The sequence below is a fragment of the Mesorhizobium sp. B2-4-6 genome, from assembly GCF_006442775.1.
Classification (GTDB): Bacteria; Pseudomonadota; Alphaproteobacteria; order Rhizobiales; family Rhizobiaceae; genus Mesorhizobium.
In genome coordinates, this window is sequence record NZ_VFVI01000012.1 from 1 (window position 1) to 19031 (window position 19031).

21 protein-coding genes are annotated in these 19031 nt (G+C 64.3%); 13 read left to right on the plus strand and 8 right to left on the minus strand.

Going from position 1 to position 19031, the window contains the following annotated elements; translation table 11 throughout:
- Window positions 1-73: 73 nt before the first annotated feature.
- Entirely contained in the window at window positions 74-517 is a 444-nt protein-coding gene (locus FJ957_RS24730) for a MarR family transcriptional regulator (RefSeq protein WP_140835563.1), read from the minus strand.
- 132 nt (window positions 518-649) lie between these two features.
- On the opposite strand from FJ957_RS24730, the gene hmgA reads away from it, so the two are divergent.
- From hmgA to FJ957_RS24760, 6 genes are all read left to right on the plus strand, one after another.
- A complete protein-coding gene (gene hmgA / locus FJ957_RS24735) occupies window positions 650-1963 on the plus strand; it encodes a homogentisate 1,2-dioxygenase (RefSeq protein WP_140835433.1) in 1314 nt (437 codons plus the stop codon).
- On the plus strand, window positions 1960-2859 hold the full coding sequence (locus FJ957_RS24740) for an MBL fold metallo-hydrolase (RefSeq protein ID WP_140835434.1): 900 nt from the start codon (window positions 1960-1962) through the stop codon (window positions 2857-2859). The genes hmgA and FJ957_RS24740 overlap by 4 nt, the downstream gene beginning before the upstream one ends.
- Window positions 2856-3869: a fumarylacetoacetate hydrolase family protein gene (locus FJ957_RS24745; protein ID WP_140835435.1), complete on the plus strand. Its 1014-nt coding sequence runs from the start codon at window positions 2856-2858 to the stop codon at window positions 3867-3869. The genes FJ957_RS24740 and FJ957_RS24745 overlap by 4 nt, the downstream gene beginning before the upstream one ends.
- A 15-nt stretch (window positions 3870-3884) precedes the next feature.
- Window positions 3885-4421 carry a DinB family protein gene (locus tag FJ957_RS24750; protein WP_140835436.1) on the plus strand — a complete coding sequence of 179 codons (537 nt, stop codon included), beginning with the start codon at window positions 3885-3887 and terminating at the stop codon, window positions 4419-4421.
- A gap of 75 nt (window positions 4422-4496) precedes the next feature.
- Window positions 4497-4754, plus strand: a complete 258-nt coding sequence (locus FJ957_RS24755; RefSeq protein WP_140835437.1) for a BrnT family toxin — start codon at window positions 4497-4499, stop codon at window positions 4752-4754.
- Complete coding sequence (locus FJ957_RS24760; RefSeq protein WP_140835438.1) at window positions 4741-5061, plus strand: BrnA antitoxin family protein; 321 nt, start codon at window positions 4741-4743, stop codon at window positions 5059-5061. The genes FJ957_RS24755 and FJ957_RS24760 overlap by 14 nt, the downstream gene beginning before the upstream one ends.
- A gap of 29 nt (window positions 5062-5090) precedes the next feature.
- Here the strand turns inward: FJ957_RS24760 and hppD are convergent, their stop codons facing one another.
- Window positions 5091-6206 (minus strand): 4-hydroxyphenylpyruvate dioxygenase, encoded by a 1116-nt coding sequence (hppD, locus tag FJ957_RS24765; protein ID WP_140835439.1) that lies wholly within the window; start codon window positions 6204-6206, stop codon window positions 5091-5093.
- 138 nt (window positions 6207-6344) lie between these two features.
- Between hppD and FJ957_RS24770 the strand changes: the two genes are divergently transcribed.
- Window positions 6345-6812 carry an Lrp/AsnC family transcriptional regulator gene (locus FJ957_RS24770; RefSeq protein ID WP_140835440.1) on the plus strand — a complete coding sequence of 156 codons (468 nt, stop codon included), beginning with the start codon at window positions 6345-6347 and terminating at the stop codon, window positions 6810-6812.
- Window positions 6813-6879: 67 nt separating this feature from the next.
- Here FJ957_RS24770 and FJ957_RS24775 read toward each other — a convergent pair whose 3' ends face one another.
- The 4 genes from FJ957_RS24775 to aztA all read right to left on the minus strand — a co-directional run bounded on the left by FJ957_RS24775 (window position 6880) and on the right by aztA (window position 10092).
- Window positions 6880-7218 carry a TIGR01244 family sulfur transferase gene (locus FJ957_RS24775; RefSeq protein WP_140835441.1) on the minus strand — a complete coding sequence of 113 codons (339 nt, stop codon included), beginning with the start codon at window positions 7216-7218 and terminating at the stop codon, window positions 6880-6882.
- Window positions 7219-7427: 209 nt separating this feature from the next.
- Window positions 7428-8369 (minus strand): zinc ABC transporter substrate-binding protein AztC, encoded by a 942-nt coding sequence (gene aztC, locus FJ957_RS24780; RefSeq protein ID WP_140835442.1) that lies wholly within the window; start codon window positions 8367-8369, stop codon window positions 7428-7430.
- Between the two features lie 29 nt (window positions 8370-8398).
- The gene (gene aztB, locus FJ957_RS24785) at window positions 8399-9274 is read right to left on the minus strand and encodes a zinc ABC transporter permease AztB (protein WP_140835443.1); all 876 of its coding nucleotides are present in this window, start codon (window positions 9272-9274) and stop codon (window positions 8399-8401) included.
- Entirely contained in the window at window positions 9274-10092 is an 819-nt protein-coding gene (gene aztA / locus FJ957_RS24790; RefSeq protein WP_140835444.1) for a zinc ABC transporter ATP-binding protein AztA, read from the minus strand. The genes aztB and aztA overlap by 1 nt, the downstream gene beginning before the upstream one ends.
- 219 nt (window positions 10093-10311) lie before the next feature.
- On the opposite strand from aztA, the gene FJ957_RS24795 reads away from it, so the two are divergent.
- Window positions 10312-10656, plus strand: a complete 345-nt coding sequence (locus tag FJ957_RS24795; protein WP_112098006.1) for a RidA family protein — start codon at window positions 10312-10314, stop codon at window positions 10654-10656.
- A gap of 44 nt (window positions 10657-10700) precedes the next feature.
- Here FJ957_RS24795 and hutC read toward each other — a convergent pair whose 3' ends face one another.
- Both hutC and FJ957_RS24805 read right to left on the minus strand, forming a co-directional pair.
- Complete coding sequence (hutC, locus tag FJ957_RS24800; RefSeq protein WP_140835445.1) at window positions 10701-11447, minus strand: histidine utilization repressor; 747 nt, start codon at window positions 11445-11447, stop codon at window positions 10701-10703.
- A 13-nt stretch (window positions 11448-11460) separates the two neighbouring features.
- Window positions 11461-12816 carry a formimidoylglutamate deiminase gene (locus FJ957_RS24805; protein WP_140835446.1) on the minus strand — a complete coding sequence of 452 codons (1356 nt, stop codon included), beginning with the start codon at window positions 12814-12816 and terminating at the stop codon, window positions 11461-11463.
- 94 nt (window positions 12817-12910) lie between these two features.
- Here FJ957_RS24805 and hutI point away from each other — a divergent pair, with 94 nt between their 5' ends.
- The 5 genes from hutI (at window position 12911) to FJ957_RS24830 (ending at window position 18901) form a co-directional block, all read left to right on the plus strand.
- A complete protein-coding gene (gene hutI / locus FJ957_RS24810; protein ID WP_140835447.1) occupies window positions 12911-14143 on the plus strand; it encodes an imidazolonepropionase in 1233 nt (410 codons plus the stop codon).
- Window positions 14140-15681, plus strand: a complete 1542-nt coding sequence (hutH, locus tag FJ957_RS24815) for a histidine ammonia-lyase (protein ID WP_140835448.1) — start codon at window positions 14140-14142, stop codon at window positions 15679-15681. Before hutI ends, hutH begins: the two co-directional genes overlap by 4 nt.
- Window positions 15681-16499: an N-formylglutamate deformylase gene (gene hutG / locus FJ957_RS24820; protein ID WP_140835449.1), complete on the plus strand. Its 819-nt coding sequence runs from the start codon at window positions 15681-15683 to the stop codon at window positions 16497-16499. The genes hutH and hutG overlap by 1 nt, the downstream gene beginning before the upstream one ends.
- 25 nt (window positions 16500-16524) lie before the next feature.
- Window positions 16525-18198 carry a urocanate hydratase gene (gene hutU, locus FJ957_RS24825; RefSeq protein WP_181177511.1) on the plus strand — a complete coding sequence of 558 codons (1674 nt, stop codon included), beginning with the start codon at window positions 16525-16527 and terminating at the stop codon, window positions 18196-18198.
- 115 nt (window positions 18199-18313) lie between these two features.
- The gene (locus FJ957_RS24830; RefSeq protein ID WP_140835450.1) at window positions 18314-18901 is read left to right on the plus strand and encodes a HutD family protein; all 588 of its coding nucleotides are present in this window, start codon (window positions 18314-18316) and stop codon (window positions 18899-18901) included.
- Window positions 18902-19031: the final 130 nt, after the last annotated feature.

A 19031-nucleotide genomic window follows, 5' to 3' on the forward strand; every position in this document is an offset into this window, starting at 1 on the left:
GCAGAACCTGGCCCATAGCGCATCCTTTGATTCGGAAGATAAGGATGCCCCATCAAAGCCTGGGATCAAACACCTAGGCTCGTCCCAAACGACCCTCCAGAGCGGCCAACGCCGCCCGGATTGCCGCGCGCTCGCCTTTGCTTAAATCCTCCAGCAACTCCCTTTCAAATGCTTTCGCCAGCGGCACCATCTCGCGATAGGCCGCGAGCCCCGCCTTGGTCAGCGCCAGGTGCTCGACGCGCCGATCCTTCTCGTCCGGCATGCGCGTCAGCCAGCGCCGCCGTTCAAGCTCCGCCACCGCGCGCGACACCTTGGTCTTGTGCATGGCCGATTGCTCTCCGAGTTCCGTCGCCGTCATCGTTCCGCGTTCACCCAGCCCGGAAAGCGTGCGCCATTCCGGCCGCGTCAGACCGTGGCGCTCCTTGTAGATGCGCGAGAACTCGCGGCTGACGGTGTCGGCAAGCCGGTAGAGCCGGTAGGGCAGGAAGCTTTCCAGCTCGAGGATATCCGGTTCCATGGAGCGCTCCCGGGGTACAACACAGCCGTTGATAGTTACATTTTCAATGGTTACAAATGAAACCAGTTTGGTCAACATCGCCGGCAAGCCTCGCTTGGCGAAGGCCGACAAGCCGGGATCAGGGAGGATCGGATGGGCTTTTCCTACATGCCGGGCTTCGGCAATGATTTCGAGACCGAGACGCTGCCCGGCTCGCTGCCGCAGGGTCGCAACTCGCCACAGCGGCCGGCCTACGGGCTCTATGCCGAGCAGCTGTCGGGCTCGCCCTTCACTGCGCCGCGTGGCACCAACGAGCGCTCCTGGCTCTACCGCATTCGCCCGAGCGTGAAACACACCGGTCGCTTCCGGGGCGCGAGTTACCCCTTGTGGAAGACCGGGCCCAGTATTGGCGACCATGAGCTGGCACTCGGTCAGTATCGCTGGAACCCGACGCCGATGCCCGGCGAGCCGACGGATTTCATCTCCGGCATGCGCACCTTCACCACGGCCGGCGACGCGGTCGGCCAGTCAGGCATGGCCGCGCACGTCTATGTCGCCAACCGCTCGATGGTGGACGACCACTTCTTCAACGCCGACGGCGAATTGCTGGTCGTGCCGCAGATAGGCGCGCTGCGCTTTGTCACCGAAATGGGTGTGATCGAGCTTCGGCCCGGCGAGATCGCCGTGCTGCCGCGCGGCCTCGTCTTCAAGGTCGAGCTCGCCGACAAGGAAGCGCGCGGCTATGTCTGCGAGAATTACGGCGCCAAGTTCACCATGCCCGACCGCGGCCCGATCGGCGCCAATTGCCTGGCCAACCCGCGCGACTTCAAGACGCCCAATGCCTGGTTCGAGGAGAAGGAGACGCCGTGCCGGCTGATCGTCAAATGGTGCGGCGCCTTCCACGTCACCGAACTCGGCCATTCGCCGCTCGATGTCGTCGCGTGGCACGGCAACTACGCGCCCTACAAATATGATCTGGCGACGTTTTCGCCGGTCGGCGCCATCCTGTTCGACCATCCCGACCCGTCGATCTTCACCGTTCTGACGGCGCCGAGCGGCGAGGAGGGCACTGCCAATGTCGACTTCGTCATATTCCCGCCGCGCTGGCTGGTGGCGGAAAACACCTTCCGGCCGCCCTGGTATCACCGCAACATCATGAGCGAGTTCATGGGCCTGATCCACGGCCAGTACGACGCCAAGGAGGAAGGGTTTGTCCCGGGCGGCATCAGCCTGCACAACCAGATGCTCGCGCACGGGCCGGACGCCTCCGGCTTCGAGAAAGCGGCGCGAGCGGACTTGAAGCCGGTCAAGCTCGACAACACCATGGCCTTCATGTTCGAGACGCGATTCCCGCAAATGCTGACGCGCTACGCCGCCGAGCTCGGCACCTTGCAGGAGAACTACATCGACTGCTGGGCCGACCTGAAGAAGCGCTTCAACGGTACGCCCGAGGGCGACTGGTCTTGAGTACCGAAAAGCTGGATCGGCTGGTCGTGCTTGGCTCCAAGGGCGGCCCGGCGGTCCGGCCGGACGGACCTTGGCCGAGTTCGTCGCTGCTGGAGATCGGCGGGCGCAATATCGTCGTCGATTGCGGGCTGGGCGTCACGCGCGGCCTGGTCGATGCCGGCATGAGCCTCAAGGCGCTCGACCTGATCTTCATCACACATCTCCATTCCGACCATCTTCTCGAGCTCGGGCCATTGATCCACACCGCATGGACGGCGGGTTTGGCGACACCGGTCAACGTCTTCGGGCCGCCCGGCACCGGCCATTACTGGCGGCGCTTTTGCCAGGCGATGGAGTTCGACATCGAGATCCGCATCGTCGACGAAGGCCGGCCGGATATTCGCGACCTGCTTTCGGTCGAGGAGTTCGGCGAAGGGCTGGTCCTGGAGGAGCGTGGCCTGACGGTGACGGCGCTGCGCGTCGACCATCCGCCGGTGATCGACTGTTTCGCGCTGCGTTTCGAGCATGGCGGCAGAAGCGTGGTGTTTTCCGCCGACACAGCGTTCTTTCCGCCGCTGGCCGATTTTGCCAAAGGGGCCGATGTCCTCGTCCACGAGGCCATGCTGGAGGAAGGTGTGGAAAGGCTGGTCGCTAGGACGGGCAATGGCGCTCGGCTGAAAGAGCACCTTTTCGCCAGCCACAGCCTCGCCGAGGAGGCGGGCCACATCGCCAGGGACGCCGGCGTGAAGCGACTGGTGCTCAACCACCTCATTCCGGCGGACGATCCGGCGATCGGGGAGGCCGACTGGGTCGCCGCCGCTAGGAAATCGTGGGCCGGTGACTTGACGATTGCCCGAGACGGCCTTGTTGTGGGGTTAAGCGGTCAGAAGGCCGCGTCAGGAGAGGAAACCGCATGAAGCTTGCCACATTGAAGAACGGGACGCGCGACGGGAAGCTGGTCGTGGTCTCGCGCGATCTGACGCGGTTCACCGACGCTTCCTTCCTGGTGCCGACGCTGCAGGCGGCGCTCGACGACTGGCGCCGCATCGCCCCGCATCTGGCGGCGATGGCGGAATCGCTGGAGACCAACGCGGTGCCGTCGGCACGCTTTCATGAACATGACGCGCATTCGCCATTGCCGCGCGCCTATCAATGGGCAGACGGTTCGGCCTATGTGAACCATGTCGAGCTGGTGCGGAAGGCGCGCGGCGCCGAGATGCCAGCGAGCTTCTGGACCGATCCGCTGATCTACCAGGGCGGCTCGGACGCCTTCATTGCGCCGCGCGATCCGATCCGCATGGCGGACGAAGCCTTCGGCATCGACCTGGAGGCGGAGGTCGCCGCCGTCGTCGACGATGTGCCGATGGGCGCCAGTCTGGAACAAGCGAAGGAGGCAATCCGCCTAATTATGCTGGTCAACGACGTCACGCTGCGCGCCGTCACCGGGCCGGAACTGGCAAAAGGGTTTGGCTTCTTCCAATCGAAACCCTCTTCGGCCTTCTCGCCGGTCGCGGTCACGCCGGATGAACTGGGCGATGCCTGGGATGGTGGCAAGGTCAATCTCGCGCTGCTGGTCGATGTCAACGGCAAGCCGTTCGGCCGCGCCAATGCCGGCGTCGACATGACCTTCGATTTTCCGGCGCTGATCGCCCATGCCGCCAAGACGCGACCGCTCGCCGCCGGCACCATCATCGGCTCGGGCACCGTCTCCAACAAGCTCGATGGCGGGCCTGGCAGGCCGGTTGCGGCGGGCGGCGCCGGCTATTCCTGCATCGCCGAGCTGCGCATGATCGAGACCATCGAGAACGGTGAGCCGAAGACGCCTTTCCTGCGTTTCGGCGACATGGTGCGCATCGAGATGAAGGACAGGGCTGGACATTCGATCTTCGGCGCCATCGAGCAGAAGGTCGAGAAATACGAGAGGTGAGGGAGCATTGAGGCGGTGACCATGCTGGAGCATCTGCGCCGCATGGCGCGCAACAATCTCTGGTCGAACGACCGGCTCTCTCGTGCCGTGCTGGCGCTTCAGCCTGGTGAGCTCGAGGCCGGGCGCACCAGCTTCTTTCCGTCGATCAGGGAGACGCTCAATCACATCCTGGCAGTCGACCTTCTCTATCTCGACTTCCTGACGGATGGAGGCCGTGGTGCCGCAGCCTACGACGACTATGTTCCGTTCGACGATGCGGCGAGCCTGGCGGCGGCGCAGGCCGACTTCGACCGCCGGCTGATTGCCTTCTGCGATCGCTTGTCCGAAGCCGATCTCGACCGCCGCGTCATCACCGACCGGCGCGAAGACGGCATGATCCCCGAAAAGATCGGTGACCTCCTCGCCCATCTCTTCCTGCACGACATCCATCACCGCGGCCAGGTGCATGCCATGCTTTCCGGCACTTCCGTTCCGCCGCCGCAATTGGATGAGTTTCTGCTCGATTACGACATCAAGCTGAGGAAGGACGAGGTCGAGCGGCTGAGATTGTGAACGAGCGAGTATGCTTCGGGAGTTATCGTAGTTACGAAAATTATTGACTTAATTATTGTCGGTACATAAATTCTTATGAAGATCGTTTGGGACGAACCGAAACGGTTGGCCAACATCGATAAGCACGGCTTGGATTTCGCCGCGTTGGACGAGGAGTTTTTTCTTGCGTCGACGATTCGAGCGGCCAAAACCGGCCGTTTCATGGCGATTGGCCGGATGGTCGGCGGTGTTGTTGCCGTAGTCTTTGCCCGGCTTGGCTCTGAAGGCGTCTCGATAGTTTCAATGCGGCCGGCCAATCAAACGGAACGGAGATTGTTCGATGGCGAAAGCTAAGCCGAACGCTGCAAAGCCCGAGAAGGAATTCAAGGCAGGCAAGGGCTTCACCAAGGAAGATTGGGATGCGGTTTCGGACAATCCCGAATGGACCGAGGAGGATTTTCGGAATGCCAGTCCCTTCGCCGACGTGTTTCCATATCTTGCCGAAAGCATTCGCCGCTCGCGCGGTCGGCCGGCACTCGACAATCCGAAGAAACAGGTCACGCTGCGCCTCGACAGCGATGTGGTCGCCCGCTTCCGTGCCGGCGGACCGGGCTGGCAGAGCCGGATAAACGAGATTCTGCGGAAGGCCGCCGGCCTTTAGGATAGCCGGCGGTTTGGTCCTTCGGCTGGCTACGCCGCCTTGCCGTCCAGCTTGATCACGCCGCGCTTGATCTGGTCCTGCTCGATCGACTCGAACAGCGCGCGGAAGTTGCCTTCGCCAAAGCCTTCGTCGCCCTTCCTCTGGATGAACTCGAAGAAGATCGGCCCGATGACGGTCTTGGAGAAGATCTGCAGCAGGATCTTGGTCGTGCCGCCGTCGACGACGCCTTCGCCGTCGATGAGGATGCCGTGCTTCTTCATGCGCTCGATCGGCTCGTCATGGCCGTTCACACGGGTCTGCGACATCTCGTAATAGGTGTCGGGTGGGCCGGGCATGAACTTCAGCCCGTTGGCGGCGAGCTTGTCGGTGGCCTCGTAGATGGCGTCGGTGCCGACAGCGATATGCTGGATGCCCTCGCCATTATACTTCTTCAGATACTCGGCGATCTGGCTGGTCTCGTCCTTGGACTCGTTCAGCGGAATGCGGATCTTGCCGCAGGGCGAAGTGATGGCGCGGCTGACCAGGCCGGTGATCTTGCCGTCGATGTCGAAGAAATGGATCTGCTTGAAGCCGAACAGGTCGCGGTAGAAATCCCACCATTTGTCCATGTTGCCGCGATAGACATTATGGGTGAGGTGGTCGAGGAAATAGAAGCCGACGCCTTCGGGCTTGGGGTCGCGCGCGGCCAGCCATTCGAACTCGCCGTCATAGGCCGAACCCTTTTCGCCATAGGCCTCGATGAAATAGAGCAGCGAGCCGCCGATGCCGACGATGGCCGGCACGTCCAACGCCTTGTCGGTGCCTTCATAGGGCGTGGCGCCCTTCGACACGGCGTGGTCGAAGGCATGCTGGGCATCGACCACGCGCCAAGCCATCGAGGCGGCGCAGGGGCCGTGCTTTTCGACGAACTTCATCGCATGCGAGCCGGGCTCGGCATTGACGACATAGTTGATGTCGCCTTGGCGCCAGACGGTGATGTCCTTGCTGCGATGCTTGGCCACCGCCGTATAGCCCATGCGGGTGAAAAGCTCGGCGAGTTTTTCGGGCTCCGAATGCGCGAACTCGACGAATTCGAAACCGTCGGTGCCGGCGGGGTTTTGCTTGTTGATCCTGGCGGGTGGGGCGTCGTGCGGGAAGGGGCCCATGGCAGTCCTCCGAAAGCTGTTGCGGCCGTGCTCGGCCAACTTTCACGATGATAGCGCGGAGCGTCCGCACGGTGCTTGCATTCAACCGCTTGAAATGCTCATCTTGCGCGCAAATTGTGCATGATTGGAGAAAAATCCATGGATGATGCGCGCATTGACCAATTTGACCGCAAGATATTGGCGCTTTTGCAGGATGATGCGCGATACACCAACAACGATCTGGCAGAGCGCGTGAACCTCTCGCCCTCGCAATGTTCGCGCCGCCGCCTGCGGCTGGAGGATGATGGCTATATCAAGGGCTACCGTGCCGTGCTCGACCGCGATCGTCTGGGCTTTTCGCTGGTCAACGTCATCTCGGTGACTTTGGCCACCCACAACCGAGACAATGCGCGGCGCTTCGGCGAACTGGTGGCGCGGCTGCCGGAGGTGCAGGAGGCGCACGCGCTGACCGGCGAGATGGATTACATCCTGAAGGTAGTGACGCCCGACCTCAAATCATTGTCCGAGTTCGTCAACGGCGTGCTCTTGCCGCACGAATCCGTGCAGCACGTGAAGACGGCGATCGTGCTGGAGACGCTCAAGGAAACCGGTGCGCTGCCGATTTAGTTCTTGGGTGGTATGGATACGCTGGCGGGACAGCGCCCCCTGTGAGATCGGCCTGCCGCGACGCCCTTCACCCCCGCTGCTGCTGGATCAGCCCGTAAAGGTTGGTGCAGCGCGCGCCTGAACGGCAATAGGCGAACACCGGGCCTTCGAGTTCGTCGAGCGCGGCGGCCTGGTCCTCGACATTGTCCATGGTGATCTGGCCGCTGATCACCGGGATATAGCGGAAGCCGAGTCCGGCTGCCTCAGCCGCCGCCTGGACGCTCCCGGCGGAAGGCTGGCCGGGCTGCTCATCGTCCGGCCGGTTGCAGATCACGCTCTTGAAGCCGGCGTCCTTGATGGCGGCAATGTCCTGCGGCTGGATCTGGCCGGAGACCGAATAGTCGTCGCTGATCTGGCGGTATTCCATGGTGTCGTCCTCGCAATCTCTTTGGCCGCAGTCATGCCACCGTGTGGCAGGAGCGGCAATCCGTACCAGCGGATTTCCCTGCCAAATAGAGAATGTCGGCCGGAAAATCCAATCGTCGGCATTTTCCCTTCTCCCCGTTCACGGGGAGAAGGTGCCCGAAGGGCGGATGAGGGGCAGCGCCGGCGTCGAATGTTTCGCCGGGCTGCGCGTCAGCTTCCCAGGATCGCGCCTTTGATCTGCGTGATGTTGTTGTGCATCATGTCGATATAGGTCGACGCCGGGCCATCGGACGCCGACAGCGCATCCGAATAGAGCGTGCCGCCGACCTTGATGCCGGTCTCGCCGGCGATCTGCTCGATCAGCCGTGGATTGGTGATGTTTTCCACGAAGATCGCCGTCGCCTTGTCCTGCTTCACCTGTTCGACCAGCTTGGCGACATCGGCGGCCGACGGCTCGGAATCCGTCGAGATGCCCTGCGGGGCCAGGACGGTCAGCCCGTATGCGCGCTCGAAATAGCCGAAGGCGTCATGCGAGGTTATGACCACGCGCTTGGCTTCCGGGATCGACTGGATCGCTGCCTTCACTTCGCTTTCCAGCGCGTCGAGCTTGGTGGTGTAGGCGGCGGCATTGGCCTTGTAGCTGTCGCAGCCCTCGCTATCGGCCGTGCAGAACGCCTCGGCGATGTTCTTCACATAGATCTTGGCGTTGGCGATCGACTGAAAGGCGTGCGGATCGGTGACGGTCTTGCCGCCGCCGGTGTCCGCGCCTTCGGCCGTGTCGGCATCGGCGAATTCCGGCTTGAAGTCGATCGGCGTCACGCCTTTGGTCAAGGTGACGATCGAGGCCTTGGTGGCGCTGGCGTCGACCAGGCGCTGCAGAAAACCTTCGAAATGCAGGCCGTTGACCAGTACGACGTCGGCTTTAGCCATCGCAACCGCGTCCGCCGGGCTCGGCTCATAGACATGCGCGTCGCCGTCCGGCCCGACGATGGTGGTGATGTTGACACGGTCGCCGCCGACATTCTTCGCAAAATCGGCAATCACGGTGAAGCTCGCCACGACCTTGAGCGGCGCCGCGAAGGCGGAGGGCGCTGCAAAGACGCTTAATGTTATAACGCTCAACGTCAGCGCGACACGGAAGGATTTCAGCATTGGGTGGTCTCCTTGCTTGGGGATTGGGGTCAGGCGGTTCGGTGTCGGTGATGCACGATGCGGGCGCTCAGCACGCCGCGCGTGCCGAACAGGACCGAGCATAAATAGACGACGCCGGCCGAAAGGATGATCGCCGGGCCCGAGGGCAGCGAGGCGTGATAGGACAAAAGCAGTCCGGCGATGCAGGAGGCAAAGCCTATCAGTACCGCCAGCACGCACATCGGCTCCACGCGCACCGTCCAGAAGCGGGCGGCGGCGGCCGGTAGCATCATCAGCCCGACCGAGAGCAGCGTGCCCAAAGCCTGGAAGCCGCCGACGAGGTTGAGCACGACGAGGCCGAGGAAGATGAAATGCACCGGGCTGCCCATGCGGCTCACCGAGCGCAGGAACAGCGGATCGAGGCACTCGGCGACCAGCGCGCGCCAGAAGACGGCGAGGCAGGCGAGCGTCACCACCACGATGCCGCCGATCAGGATGAGCGCCTCATTGTTGAGCGCCAGCACCGTGCCGAACAGCACATGCATGAGGTCGACGCTGGAGCCGCGGATCGACACCATCAGCACGCCGACGGCCAGCGAGATGAGATAGAAGGCCGCCATCGAGGCGTCCTCGCGCTGGATGGTGAAGCGTGATACGGCGCCCGCGCCGAGCGCCACGATGATGCCGGCGATCAGTCCGCCGACGGTCATCGGCAGGATTTCGAGGCCATAAAGCAGGAAGCCGGCGGCGGCGCCCGGCAGGATGGCATGCGCCATGGCGTCGCCCGACAGGCTCATGCGCCGCAGCATCAGGAAGACGCCCACAGGGCAGGCGCCGAGCGACAGCATCAGCGAGCCGAACAGCGCCCGCTGCATGAAGGCGAAGTCGGCGAAGGGCGCGATGAGCAGGCCGTAGAGGAAATCCATCACGCCGTCCTCGGTCTGGGGCCATGCTGGTGATCATGCGCATGATCATGATGGCCGTGCCCACGGTCATGGGCGTGATCATGCCCGCTCGGCTCGCACCAGGGCGCGTTCTCTTCCCACGCCTCGTGGAAGCGCCGCGCCTCGAGCAGGTTTTCCGGCCGCAGCGTTTCCCGCGTCTCGCCCCAGGCGACCGGCTGACGGGCAAGCAGCAGCGTCTCCGGGAAATTCTGCCGCACGAGATCGAGGTCGTGCACGACGACCATGATCGTCCGCTCCTCGCCATGCCAGCGTTTGATCAGGGCAATCAGGTCGCCGACGGTCTTGGCGTCGACCGCGTTGAACGGCTCGTCGAGCAGGATGAGGTCGGCGTCTTGCAAAAGCACGCGGGCAAACAGCGTGCGCTGCAATTGGCCGCCGGAGAGCGTGTCGATCGGCCGCTTCTCGAAGCCGCCGAGCCCGACCGCCGTCAGCGCCCTGCTGACGGAGTCGCGGTCTTCCCTGGTGTAGCGGCCGAGCATGCCGCGCTTCGGCCACAGCCCCAGCGAGACCAGGTCGACGACACGCGCCGGAAAGGAGCGGTCGAGCTCCGACTGCTGCGGCAGATAGGCGGTACGCACACCGAGCATGCGGACCACCGCGCCTTCCATCGGCTTCAGCACGCCCACGATGCCCTTCATCAGCGTCGACTTGCCCGAACCGTTGGCGCCGACCACGGCGGTCAGCGAGCCTTTGCGGACGATGCCGTTCAAATGATGGATGGCCGGGTGGCTGTTGTAGCCCAGCGTCAGGTCGCGGAAGGTCAGGCAGGCATTGGTCATAGACGTCGGTCCGCGAAATCGAGTGCGTCGTCGATATGTGATGTTATTACATTAGTCAACACGCCAGATCGGCCCAATTGTGTCACGACCGGTCAACTCGCCGTATAGGCGAGCCGTTCGAGACCGGACAATTGGCTCAATTGGTTTCGCGTCCGCGGCCTTGCCCCGCGCCGGCCCGGACTCTAAAGAGCAGCGACTACCACAACGAAGGAACCTCCAATGAGCATTCGTCGCATCGATGTCGGCCCGCGCATGAGCCAGATCGTCATCCACGGCAACACCGTCTATCTGGCCGGCCAGGTCGGCGAGCCCGGCGGCAACGTCGCCTCGCAGACGCGCGATATCCTGAAGACAATCGACGAATTGCTGGCCAAGGCCGGCACCGACAAGACCAAGATCGTGCAGGCGATCATCTGGCTGGACGACATGAAGACCTTCGCCGAGATGAACGCGGAATGGGACAAGTGGGTGCCGCAGGGCCATACGCCGGCCCGCGCCACCGGCGAAGCCAAGCTCGCCACCCCGGAGTATCTGGTCGAGATCATTGTCACGGCGGCGCTGTAAGGCGCCGACTTTCCCTTCTTCCGCAAGGGGAGAAGGGAACAGCGCTATCCCTGCGACGGCGTGAACCGCGCCACCAGCGTGTGGCTCTCGGCCGGATAGACAAACCGCACATGCGTCACCGGGTGCTCGGCGCTCCAGGTCCGGCGTTCGACCACCAGGCAGGGCGCGGCCGGGTCGATGTCGAGCGCGTCGGCGGTTGTCTCGTCGGCGGCCATGGCGCGGATGCGGTGCTCGGCCTCGCTCCACGGCACGCGGCCGATCAGCCAGGGGCCCGGCGCAATGTCGGCAAATTCCTCCTCGCTGGCCTCGGCCACGGCTGAGAGATTGATCAGCCGCTGCTCGAGCGCGAACGGCCGTTCGCCGGCAAAATGCAGACCTTCCAGCGCAAGCACCTGACCTGATGCGGAAAGCCCGAGCAGCGCGCGGTCCTCGGCGCTGCTGCGCCGCTTGAGGCGTTCCAGCCGCTCATAGCGATAGGGCAGGCCGAGCGCCTCGACCTCGATCCGGATGTCGTGCAGTTCCAGCACCGCTGCCTGCGATTGCGGCTGGCGCACGAAGCTGCCAGAGCGGCGGCGGCGCTCTATCAATCCGGCCTTGGCGAGTTGCGACAGCGCCTTGTTCACAGTCATGCGCGAGCAATTGTATTGAGCCGTCAGCTCGTGCTCGAACGGAATGCGGTGGCCAGGCGCCCAGGCGCCTGACAGGATTTTCTCGCGGATGTCGGACAGGATGCGCTGATGCAGCGAGAGGATCTCGCCGCCCTCGACATCATCCGTTTCGACAAGGCTCATCGGATGGTCCTGCTCAGGTTTGTGACAATGCGGTCATGACTTCGCGGAACCGCGCCGCGACCGCGTCGCGCTTCGTATGCCTACCGCCGCTGACCTGTTTCTTGCCGTGTATCCAGACACAGTCGACCTTGCTGCCATTGGCAAAGATCCAGGCGTCGAGGATCGCGTCGCCCGATTTGCCGGCAAGTGAGGGATGGCCTGCGTCAAGCGAAACGAGATCGGCAGGGCCGCCGCCGGCAATCCGCGACGGGCCGGCGCCGAGCGCCTGGCTGCCGCCGTCGAGCGAAGCGTCGAACAGCGCGCGTCCCGTGGATCCGCCGGCGCGGGCCAGCACATTGCGGGCGCGGTGCGCGAGGCGCTGCGAATATTCGAGCTGCCGCAACTCGTCCGGCAGACCGATCAGCACATTGGAATCGGAGCCGACGCCGAAGCGGCCGCCATGCTCGATGAACAGCGGCGCGGCAAACGTGCCATCGCCGAGATTGGCCTCGGTGATAGGGCAGAGCCCGGCGATGGCGCCGCTTTTGGCCATGGCGATCGTTTCGGCCTCGGTCATATGCGTGGCGTGGATCAGACACCAGCGCCCGTCCACCGTGGCGTTGGAGAGCAGGAACTCGACCGGACGCTTGCCCGACCAGGCGATGCAGTCCTCGACTTCCTTCACCTGCTCGGCGACATGGATATGGATCGGCCCGTTCGGCGCCATCGCCGCGACGGCATTGAGCTCGTCCGGCGTTGCGGCGCGAAGGCTGTGCGGCGCGACACCGACGACAGCCTGCTCCAATGGCTGAACGCCCTCGCGAGCTTTCTCAAGCAATCGCCCGAAACGCTCCACATCATTGATGAATCGCCGCTGGCCTTCGTTGGGTGCGGCGCCGCCGAAAGCGGAGTGGGCATAGAAGACCGGCAGCAGCGTCAGCCCGATGCCGGTGTCGGCGGCCGCGGCGGCGATCCGCTCCGCCATCTCCGCGATATTGGCGTAAGGCTGTCCGTCTCGGTCGTGATGCAGGTAATGAAATTCGCCGACGCGCGAGAAGCCGGCCTCCAGCATTTCGACATAAAGCTGTGACGCGACCGCCTCGACCTGGTCGGGCGTCATCGACAGCGCGAAGCGGTACATCACCTCGCGCCAGCTCCAGAAACTGTCGGCCGAAGGGCCGCGCAGCTCGGCAAGACCCGCCATGCCGCGCTGGAAGGCGTGGCTGTGCAGGTTAGGCATGCTGGGCAGGATGATGGCATGGCGCTCGTCGCCGGCTTGGGCGGAAGCGCCGGCCTCGACCGTCGAGATGCGGCCGCCGTCGAAAGCGATCCTCACATTGCTCTGCCAACCGCCAGGCAGCAGTGCCTGTTCCGCAAAGATCGCCGTCACCTTTATCTCCGAATCTCGATGCGAGAGCGACATTACCACTTGCGCCGCTTTTCTATATGTATATACATAATCGTCATCCAAGCAAACGGAAAAGATGATGGGTGGAGCAAACAACAAGAGCGGCCTTCGGGTCTGGCGCAATGCGCGCCTGGCGACCATGGCCGGGGGCGCGGCTGGCCTCGGCATCGTCGAGAAAGGCGCGGTCGCCGCGCGTGATGGGCTTATTGTCTATGTCGGTCCCGAGGCCGACATACCGACCGCTGCCGGGCAGGGCGCCGAGGCCGTCGATTGCGAAGGCCGCTGGATCACGCCCGGCCTGATCGACTGCCACACTCATCTTGTCTATGCCGGCAACCGCGCCAACGAGTTCGAGATGCGACTGGCCGGCGCCACTTATGAAGAAGTGGCGCGCGCTGGGGGCGGCATCGTCTCCTCGGTCAAGTCGCTGCGCGCCGCCAGCGAGGACGAGCTGGTCGCTGAGACGCTGCCGCGTCTCGACGCGCTGATGGCCGAAGGCGCCACCACCGTAGAGGTGAAATCGGGATACGGCCTCGACCTCGAGAACGAAAAGAAGTCGCTGCGCGCCGCCCGCCGGCTGGGTCACGAGCGACCTGTCACGGTCCGCACGACTTGTCTTGCCGCCCACGCGCTGCCGCCCGAAGCCGAAGGCGACAAGGACGCCTTCATCGATCTCGTCTCCGGCACGATCCTGCCGGAAGTCGCCGCCGAAAAGCTCGCCGACGCCATCGACGGTTTTTGCGAGGGCATAGCCTTTTCGCCCGAACAGATGGCGCGCGTCTTCGACAAGGCCAAGGCACTTGGCCTGCCCGTAAAACTGCACGCAGACCAACTCTCCAACCTGCATGGCGCGGCCCTTGCCGCCCGCTATGGCGCGTTGTCGGCCGACCATCTCGAATATACGGACGAGGAGGGCGCCGCGGCGATGGCCAGGGCCGGCACCGTGGCGACGATCCTGCCCGGCGCCTACTACTTCATCCGCGAGACTAAGAAGCCGCCGGTCGATCTCTTCCGCCGCCAAGGCGTGAAGATGGCGGTGGCCACCGATTCCAATCCCGGCACCTCGCCGCTCACCTCGCTGCTGCTCGCCATGAACATGGCCGCGACGCTGTTCGGCATGACTGTCGACGAATGCCTCGCCGGCGTCACCCGTGAGGCCGCGCGTGCGCTGGGGCTTCTCGACAAGACCGGCACTTTGGAAACCGGCAAATCGGCCGATCTCGCCATCTGGGACATCCAGCGCCCGGCCGAACTCGTCTACCGCATGGGCTTCAATCCGCTCCATGCCCGTATCTGGAGAGGACAATGACCGAACTGACCCTGACGCCCGGCAACGCGACGCTTGCCGACTGGCGCGCCATCTATCGCGGCGCCGTGCCGAAGCTTGACGCCGCTTGCCGGCCGAAGATCAAGGCCAGCGCCGAGGCGGTCGCCCGCATCGTCGCCAAGGGCGAGCCGGTCTATGGCATCAACACCGGCTTCGGCAAGCTCGCCAGCGTCCGCATCCCGGCCGACGATCTCGAAACCCTCCAGCGCAACATCGTGCTTTCGCATGCCGCCGGCGTCGGCGAGCCGATGCCCGTCGCCGTTGTGCGGCTGATGATGGCGCTGAAACTCGCCAGCCTGGCGCAGGGCGCCTCCGGCGTGCGGCCTCAGACCATCGAATTGCTGGAAGCCATGCTCGCCAACGACGTCATCCCCGTCGTGCCCGCGCAAGGCTCGGTCGGCGCGTCCGGCGACCTTGCGCCGCTCTCGCATATGACCGCGGTGATGATCGGCGTCGGCGAATGCTTTACCCCACATGGCCGTTTCCCGGCCAAGGTCGCCTTCGTCTCGCATGGGCTGGAGCCGGTGATATTAGGCGCCAAGGAGGGCCTTGCGCTGCTCAACGGCACCCAGTTCTCGACCGCCTATGCTCTGGCCAGCCTGTTCGAGGCCGAGGTGCTCTACCAGTCGGCGCTGGTCGCCGGCGCGCTGTCGACCGACGCGGCACGAGGCTCCGATGCGCCTTTCGATCCGCGCATCCATCTTTTGAGAAAGCATCGCGGCCAGATCGAAACGGCGGATGCGCTCCGCAATCTCATGGCCGGCAGCGCCATTCGTGAATCGCACCGTGTCGGCGACGAGCGCGTGCAGGACCCGTACTGCCTGCGCTGCCAGCCGCAGGTGATGGGCGCCGCGCTCGACGTGCTGCGCAAGGCGGCCGACACGCTTGAGACCGAAGCCAATGGCGTCACCGACAATCCACTGATCTTCGCCGAGGACGACACGGCGCTTTCGGGCGGCAATTTCCATGCCGAGCCGGTGGCCTTCGCCGCCGACATGATCGCGCTTGCCGTCTGCGAGATCGGCTCGCTGTCGGAACGGCGCATCGCCATGCTGGTCGATCCAGCGCTGTCCGGCATGCCGGCCTTCCTGACGCCGAAGCCCGGCCTGAACTCGGGTTTCATGATCCCGCAGGTGACGGCCGCGGCGCTTGTCTCGGAAAACAAACAGAAGGCCTATCCGGCAAGCGTCGATTCGATCCCGACCTCGGCCAACCAGGAAGATCATGTCTCGATGGCGGCGCACGGCGCGCGCCGGCTGCTCGGCATGATCGAGAACGCCACCGCCGTCATCGGCATCGAGCTCCTGGCAGCCGCGCAAGGCTGCGATTTCCACGCGCCGCTTGCCTCGAGCGAAGCACTGGAAGCGGTGCGCAAGCTGGTCCGGGCCGAAGTGCCGCATCTCGACAATGACCGCCATTTCCATCCCGATATGGAAAAGGCGATCGCCATGGTGCGCAGCGGCGCCACCGTGAAGGCGGCGAGCATTGTCGCGCTGCCGTCGATTGCGGGAGCGGCATGATGGCAACGCCGTCCTGGCTCACCGTCACCCAAGGCACCGCGCCGCTGTTGGTCTCGATCCCGCACACCGGCATCGATCTTGCCGGCCTCGATAACCGGCTGGTCTCGACGTGGCTCGGCCAACGCGACTGCGATTGGTGGATCGACAAGCTCTATGATTTTGCGACCGATCTCGGCGCGACTGTCGTACATACCGCGATCTCGCGCACCGTCATCGACGTCAACCGCGATCCGTCGGGCGTTTCGCTCTATCCCGGGCAGGCGACGACCACCCTTTGCCCGACGGACACTTTTGACGGCGATCCGCTCTACCGCATGGGTGATGAGCCGACGCCGGCCGAGATCGACCAGCGCCGCGAGACTTATTTCAAGCCTTATCACACCGCCCTGCAGGCCGAGATCGATCGGCTGCGCGGCATGCACGACAAGATCGTGCTCTACGACTGCCATTCGATCCGCTCGGTGCTGCCGCGGCTGTTCGAAGGCACGCTGCCGGTCTTCAACCTCGGCACCAATGACGGCAAGAGCACCGATCCTGTGCTGCAGCAAAAGGTTGCCGCCATCCTCGCCGCGACCGGCGAGACCTGGGTGGTCAATGGCCGCTTCAAGGGCGGCTGGATCACCAGAAGCTTCGGCCGGCCTGAAAATGGCGTGCACGCGCTGCAGATGGAGCTCTCCAACCGCGGTTACATGCGTGAGCCGTCGGAAAGGGGTTCGCCGGAAAATTGGCCGGTGCCTTACGACGCCACCTACGCAGCGCCGATCCGCGCCACGCTGAAAACCATCCTCGAAACCGCCATTGAATGGGCCGGGCGCTGAGGCGCCGCCTTACTCGAAAGGGACAATGATGAACGATCCCCGTCACAACATCCGCGAAGTGCGCAGCCCCCGCGGCGACAAGCTCAACGCGCGCTACTGGACGACCGAGGCGCCGCTGCGCATGCTGATGAACAACCTCGACCCGGAGGTCGCCGAGAATCCGAACGAATTAGTCGTCTATGGCGGCATCGGCCGGGCCGCGCGCACCTGGAACGATTTTGACCGCATCGTCGCGTCGCTGAAGACGCTGGGCGAGGACGAGACGCTGCTGGTGCAGTCCGGCAAGCCGGTCGGCGTCTTCAAGACCCATTCCAACGCGCCGCGCGTGCTCATCGCCAACTCCAACATCGTGCCGCATTGGGCAACCTGGGAGAAGTTCAACGAGCTCGATAGGAAGGGCCTGATGATGTACGGCCAGATGACGGCCGGCTCCTGGATCTATATCGGCACGCAAGGCATCGTGCAGGGCACATACGAAACCTTCGTCGAGGCCGGCCGCCAGCACTACAACGGCAACCTCAAGGGCAAGTGGATCCTGACCGGCGGCCTCGGCGGCATGGGCGGCGCCCAGCCTCTGGCCGCCGTCATGGCCGGCGCTTGCTGCCTGGCCATCGAATGCAATCCGGACTCGATCGATTTCCGCCTGCGCACCCGTTATGTCGACGAAAAGGCCGAGACGCTCGACGAAGCGATGGAAATGATCGACCGCTGGACCAAGGCCGGCGAGGCAAAGTCGGTCGGCCTGCTCGGCAACGCGGCCGAGATCGTGCCGGAGATGTTCAGGCGCGGCATCCGTCCCGACATGGTCACCGATCAGACCTCGGCGCACGACCCCATCAACGGCTATCTGCCCAAGGGCTGGACGATGGCCGAATGGCGCGAGAAGCGCGTCTCGGACCCCAAGGCCGTCGAGAAGGCCGCCCGCGCTTCGATGCGCGAGCACGTCGAGGCGATGGTGGCGTTCTGGAACGCCGGCGTGCCGACGCTCGACTACGGCAACAACATCCGCCAGGTCGCCAAGGACGAAGGCTTCGAGAACGCTTTTGCCTTCCCCGGCTTCGTGCCGGCCTATATCCGGCCGCTGTTCTGCCGCGGCATCGGTCCGTTCCGCTGGGCGGCACTGTCCGGCGATCCGGAGGATATCTACAAGACCGACGCCAAGGTGCGCGAGCTGACCCCCGGCAACACCCATCTGCACAATTGGCTCGACATGGCGCGCGAGCGCATCTCGTTCCAGGGGCTGCCGGCGCGCATCTGCTGGGTCGGCCTCGGCGACCGCCACCGGCTCGGCCTGGCCTTCAACGAGATGGTGGCCAAGGGCGAGCTCAAGGCGCCGGTCGTCATCGGCCGCGACCACCTCGATTCCGGCTCTGTCGCCTCGCCGAACCGCGAGACCGAAGCGATGAAGGACGGCTCGGACGCCGTTTCCGACTGGCCGCTGCTCAACGCGCTGCTCAACACCGCATCGGGCGCCACCTGGGTGTCGCTGCACCATGGCGGCGGCGTCGGCATGGGCTTCTCGCAGCATGCCGGCATGGTGATCGTCGCCGACGGCACGGCGGATGCAGCCAAGCGCTTGGAGCGCGTGCTGTGGAACGACCCGGCGACCGGCGTCATGCGTCATGCCGATGCCGGCTACGACATCGCCATTGAGTGCGCCAAGGAGCACCAGCTCAACCTGCCGGGCATCCTGGGCTAGAGCATGATGCCGAAAAGTGTGAAGCGGTTTTCGGACAACATCATGCTCCCAACCAAAAAGACAGAGCCGGATGATTTCAGGTCGAATCGACTTGAAATCGTCCGGGGCTAGGCCGATGCGCATCCTTCGTGCCGCCGGCTACCGCGTCATGCCGTGGAAGAATGGCGGCGGCACGACCACCGAAATCGCCGTTTCCCCGGACGGCGCCGGGCTCGACGATTTCGACTGGCGCGTCTCGATGGCCCGCGTCGAGACCAGCGGGCCGTTCTCCAGCTTCGCCGGCATAGACCGCACGCTGTCGGTGCTGGAAGGCGAGGGGATCGTGCTCGACATCGCCGGCCAGCCGTCGGCGCAACTGACCGCGGCTTCGGCACCGCTTGCCTTTCCGGGCGACGTGCCGACCGGGGCGGCGCTGATTGGTGGTCCGATCACCGATCTCAACGTCATGACCCGCCGTGGTCGGATGGCCCACAAGGTCGAGTGTCGGCCGCTTGCCAGTGAGATTCGCATCACGCCGCGCGCCGACACGACGCTGGTTCTGGCCGTCGGCGGAGGCCTCACGCTCTTCACGGACGATGCGCCGGGCCTGGGACCGCTCGACACGCTGATCCTCGACCGCGACAGCCCGGAATTGCGGCTTCAGCCCAAGGGGCAGGGCAGGCTTTTCGTGATCGAGCTCCATCGCCTCGCCGCCAACCATTAACGGCTGTTGCCAAACATGATCGCGGCTTGGGTGAATTATCGCCCGGCCTCTTGCATGTATCACGAAAAAGCCTGAATCCTTGCCCTGATCCAACCGGGGGCGGAGAGCGAGGGGCGTTCGCCCACGAGCT